At 57.1% G+C, this 3,729-nt stretch carries 5 protein-coding genes and 1 pseudogene; 1 reads left to right on the top strand and 5 read right to left on the bottom strand.

Translation table 11 applies throughout. The features are described from left to right. The first annotated feature begins 67 nt into the window (after window positions 1-67). Complete coding sequence (locus JKL46_RS34305; protein WP_201842892.1) at window positions 68-271, top strand: ISAzo13-like element transposase-related protein; 204 nt, start codon at window positions 68-70, stop codon at window positions 269-271. Between the two features lie 285 nt (window positions 272-556). Here the strand turns inward: JKL46_RS34305 and JKL46_RS34300 are convergent, their stop codons facing one another. The 5 genes and pseudogenes from JKL46_RS34300 to JKL46_RS34280 all read right to left on the bottom strand — a co-directional run. Then, entirely contained in the window at window positions 557-949 is a 393-nt protein-coding gene (locus JKL46_RS34300) for a response regulator transcription factor (protein WP_040638527.1), read from the bottom strand. Window positions 950-1,093: 144 nt separating this feature from the next. After that, window positions 1,094-1,348 (bottom strand): PAS domain-containing protein, encoded by a 255-nt coding sequence (locus JKL46_RS36155; protein ID WP_009491819.1) that lies wholly within the window; start codon window positions 1,346-1,348, stop codon window positions 1,094-1,096. Between the two features lie 123 nt (window positions 1,349-1,471). After that, a complete protein-coding gene (locus tag JKL46_RS34290) occupies window positions 1,472-2,125 on the bottom strand; it encodes a response regulator transcription factor (protein ID WP_009491820.1) in 654 nt (217 codons plus the stop codon). Between the two features lie 276 nt (window positions 2,126-2,401). Beyond that, complete coding sequence (locus JKL46_RS34285) at window positions 2,402-2,773, bottom strand: response regulator transcription factor (protein WP_245272937.1); 372 nt, start codon at window positions 2,771-2,773, stop codon at window positions 2,402-2,404. Window positions 2,774-3,330: 557 nt separating this feature from the next. After that, window positions 3,331-3,663: pseudogene (locus JKL46_RS34280) on the bottom strand (transposase); the annotation flags it as partial. Between the last annotated feature and the right edge of the window lie 66 nt (window positions 3,664-3,729).

Raw genomic sequence — 3,729 nt, 5'->3', positions numbered from 1 at the left:
CTGAACATCCACCATCATACGACAAACCGGATGACGCGCGACGCTCAAAGTCCGCGCGGCTCCTCGGATGCTTACGCTGCGGACCTTTGCGACGATGGTCCGCTACATTGCCGGAACCGTCACGGCAGCCGGGCTGCGGGTGAATGCTCGCCTCAAGCGTGGTGGCAATGAGACCGGGGAGCGGGTCTCCGACGAGGTCATGCGTCGCCTCCACCTGAGGCCGCATGCCGTCTGTCCCGCATGGAATTACACGCTCTCGCCGCGAACTTGATAACCTGAATTGGCAAATAGTTGGCTGCCAAGCCCTAGGTGATTTCGGCTGTCATGTTGACTGACGTTAGGTTACCGTCGCAGGATTGTACGCTACAGGTTTGCTCAATTGGCGCCATCCTGGAGACTGTCTCGCAGACCAAAAGACCGGGTGCGGCTGCCTGGCTTCGAGCTCTATACCCCGGCGTCTCGAGCGACCGTCTAAATGGCAACAGGCGTAAAGTGAACTGCAAGCCGCTTGACCCTTCGTACTGGCTCGCTGACCTGAGGACCAGCGACTGGGAAACTATTGCGTGACATCCTCATCCCTATTTCTCTTCAGAGCGGTATCGAGGCATTGGAGTAACGCTTGCTCGTCGAACGGCTTGCTCAGGAGACAAACCACTCCAGTTTTCAGCAGTCGCGGCCGAATGCTCTCCTCGGGGGAAGCCGTGATAAAAATTGTTGGTATGCCCTGATCTTGGGCGATCAAGAATCGGTGCAGCTCGATTCCGCTCATGCCCGCCATTTGAACATCCGTGATCAGACACGCCGTATCGCTCACGTACGCGGACTGCAAGAAGTCTTCAGCGGATTCAAACAGATGAACGATCATTCCAATTGAGCTCAGAAGGCTGTTCATCGCGGTCCGAACGGACTCGTCATCGTCGATGACCGAAATGATCGGAACTTTGGACAAGTGGCCAACCTTCCCGATGTGGGGAATGGAAAGCTCTCTGATTACGAAGCCGCTGTAAGTGCCAAGAGTATGAAGCGAATATACTCCAATGATATAATACTTAGGTTTTACAGGCGCGATGGCCTCGTGCGTGTCGCCAGAGGCTCAGTCGTTCTCTTCACCTCCGCTAAACTCAGCCGTCGCTTCGGACGGCAGATCGATCTCAGGGACGATCAAGGCCGCCTGTTGCCCTACCGTCGTGACGCCGGTGACATGCGCCAGCTCCATCTGTGTCTCGCGTGAGGTCTCCCGATCGGCCTCATGGAAGAGACTCAGCACAGACCGCCCAGTCAGCTTGCCGACAGTGTAGCCGAGCTGCACAGCGCCAAAGGGATTGATGGATAGGATGGTGCCGGGCACATCGGTGATGAAGTATGGTCGGGTTGTTCTCGAATACGGCCTGCCATGGCTCCCCGCTGTTCATTGAGCGGGAATTTGTCATCTCAGCGCGGGCCCCCTCGCACTGTCTCCGTGCCCGTGGGCCTACTGTGAGGACGAGTGACCTCTGAGCACCTCGGCCATTTTCACCAGATCGGCCAGCGAACGTGCGCCCATTTTCCGCATGACTTGGCCACGGTGGATCTTGACAGTGATTTCGCTGATCCCCAGTTCCCCCGCAATTTGCTTGTTCATCAGGCCGGCGGCGACCAGGCTCATCACCTCGCGCTCGCGCTGAGTCAGGGTCTCGAAACAGGCCCGCAGGTCCGACAGCTGGTTCGCGGCCCGTCGCTGCTGACGATTGCGCTCGAGCGCCATGGCGACCGCATCCAGCATGTCCTGATCGCGAAACGGCTTGGGCAGGAAATCGACGGCTCCAGCCTTCATGGCTTGCACCGACATTGGAATGTCACCATGGCCCGTTATGAAGATGATGGGAATGTGAATATTTGCTTTGGCCAGCTCCGCCTGAAGGTCGAGGCCGCTCAGTCCTGGCAACCTGACATCAAGCACCAGACAACTTTCCACGTCCGGAAAGGTGCTGCGCAGTAGTTTGGCGGCGGAACTGAACATCTCGACTTTGAGCCCGACAGAGCGAAACAGGCTTCCGAGTGCATCGCGCAGGGATTCGTCGTCATCCACGATAAAGATGACCGGCTCTTCGGCGTTCGCAGGCACTGGAGCTGAACGGTGCGACATGAGGCATCTCTCCAACTACCAGACGATCGCAATTAAATTAGCACCTTGCGCGGTGAAAGTGGAGAACAGAACAGCTTGATTTCACGCAAGGGAATGCCTGTGACCGAGGTACCCTGGCATAATTAAGCTCGGCTGTATTGTCAGCAAAAACGAACCGGGTAGCTGGCGATTCCGGCGGAGGAAACAATCGACCTTAGGTGGATAGTGGCTCGCCGTACGGCTGAGCTTATCCATCCCTGTCCAGCCTATGTTTGGAACTGGCCCTCAGTAGCACTGTCAGGTTTCTTTCAGAGCTCGATCAAGACAGTCAATCAAGACTTGTGGATCGAAAGGTTTGCTCAGGAAGCAGATCGCTCCCATATCCAGTGCACGCGCCCGGATTGGCTCCTCGGGGAAAGCCGTTATGAAAATTATGGGCGTGCGCTGACCTTCGCCTACCAAGTGGCGTTTCAGCTCTAATCCGTTCATGCTCGGCATCTGAACATCCGTGATAAGACACGACGTGTCGTTCACACGAGGCGAGCCCAGGTAATCTTCGGCGGATGAAAATGTGTATACCGTGTATCCAATCGCCCTTAGAAGCCCCTTGATCGCGGCTCGGACGGATTCATCATCGTCAATGATTGTGATAATCGAGGATTTTTGCACGCGGCTCGTCCTTCTGCGTGTCCTTCTGCGTGCGAGAAACAAGAAACTTAGGATCATAGACCTCGCCAAGATAAATACGACTCGGTCACGAAGAAGAAAATCATACGTGAGTATGGCTGTGCATTAGCTCATCATGCCTAAAATGTGACCCTGGTTATTCTCTGGCGTGGCCCTCCGGTTCACACAGAATGAGGTCCTTCGAGAAAGGAAGCACAGGTAGGATTCCAAAGGGGGGGCCACTGTCGGATCCGGCCTTAGTTCTGACGGCATCGTCATGTCTGGATGGCGCCCGTTTGGCAATGTGATTGTTGATGACGGTTCGGCCTCGCGGGGCGGGTGCAGTCATGTCTCCGGCCTTTGCACGCGGTGCTGCATGACCGCAGGCCCTGATGTTTTACGCTGAAGCTGGTCCCTCTCACGTTATCGCGCTTGGCTGACGCAAGACAACACCACGGGTTCTCCAGTTCCGGCGGTCCATATCCGCTCTGGCTTCACATCATCTCATCATCACCGTGCCAACTGGATGCCCCGAGGGGCGAATAGTCTGAACGGGGCGGCTATGCCGCCGACGCGACAGCTCCATGGCTCCCGGGCTCGTAAGCCGTGCTTCTGGCCATCACCGCCCAGGCGATCCGGGCCATCTTATTGGCCAGTGCGACTGCGACTACCTTGAACGGCTTCTTGGCCAAGAGGATCCGGGCCCAGTCCGCCATGGTCGTCCTGGTCTTGCCGAACTTCATGCTGTAGAGCGCTGCGTGCTGCGCACCGACGACCAGCAGCTTGCGCAGGTGCCGGTTGCCCATCTTGGAGATCGAGCCCAGCCGCGGCTTGCCGCCGGTTGAATGCTGCCGGGGCACAAGGCCGAGATAAGCGGCGAACTGAACCGCGCCGGGATTCCCGGAGGCTCCAACACCTGACAGGATGGAGCCATGACGAAGCGAACACCCCCGTATTCA

The sequence above is a fragment of the Microvirga zambiensis WSM3693 genome, assembly GCF_016735695.1.
GTDB lineage: Bacteria > Pseudomonadota > Alphaproteobacteria > Rhizobiales > Beijerinckiaceae > Microvirga > Microvirga zambiensis.
This window is presented reverse-complemented; position numbering and strand designations above follow the sequence as displayed.

Coding starts and splice junctions, on each gene's coding strand:
- JKL46_RS34305 (WP_201842892.1), top strand. CDS start 68: ATGCTTACGCTGCGGACCTTTGCGACGATGGTCCGCTACATTGCCGGA.
- JKL46_RS34290 (WP_009491820.1), bottom strand. CDS start 2,125: ATGTCGCACCGTTCAGCTCCAGTGCCTGCGAACGCCGAAGAGCCGGTC.